Below are 685 nucleotides of genomic sequence, written 5' to 3'. Positions count from 1 at the left end.
GTCCCATTGCCCGCAGGAACTTGAATAGATTGTACTGGCTCTTCTATAAACTCCTCTTGCTCTTCATCGAAGCAGTAGAAGTTGATGCGATCGGCGCCAAGATCAACGGTGACAAACTGTGGCGAGTGCGTCAAGAACAGCGACTGATGAGCATGTGGCCCTGTTTGTCTATCTTGGTTAGGGCCTGAACCTGACATTTTTAGTGTTTCAATTCGTTTATCGATGGTGCCGTTGATACCCAAACTAAAAATATCGAATGTGCCAGAAGAGTATTGAGAGGTGATAGCAAACTTATGGTTAGGATCTATCGAAATATGACATGGGTGATCACCCAATATGACCCCAGAGTTAGATGCGACGTTTGAATCTGTCTCAGAGACATGAAATAGCTGAGGTTGGGACTGTTGGTCGACTTCAGATGCGGTATAGATGCCCAGCTTTGTAGAGACAACAAAAGAGGGGTTAATGCACTTCGCGATCAGTTGGGGAGGGTTCAGCTTACCTGTTTCCAGATCTAACTGAGTTTGATACACACCTTGGCTTCCGTTTGGATCTTCTGTGTAACAACCGATGGTTAAAGGGAGAGTTCTCATAGCGCTGCCATACTCGATGTAAAAGTGGAGCCGACATTGTCTTATAAAAAGGTAACTAAGTACTGAATCTAGGGGAAATACTTGGTGATGTG

1 protein-coding gene is annotated in these 685 nt (G+C 44.8%); it reads right to left on the bottom strand.

Translation table 11 applies throughout. From position 1 onward, the window contains the following. A partial coding sequence (locus KIV40_RS33305; RefSeq protein WP_285353673.1) for a beta-propeller fold lactonase family protein occupies positions 1-593 on the bottom strand: 593 nt, incomplete at its 3' end. Positions 594-685: the final 92 nt, after the last annotated feature.

The sequence above is a fragment of the Vibrio sp. D173a genome, assembly GCF_030248475.1.
Note: the sequence above shows the minus strand (reverse complement) of the source record. Positions and strands in the feature narration are given on the sequence as shown.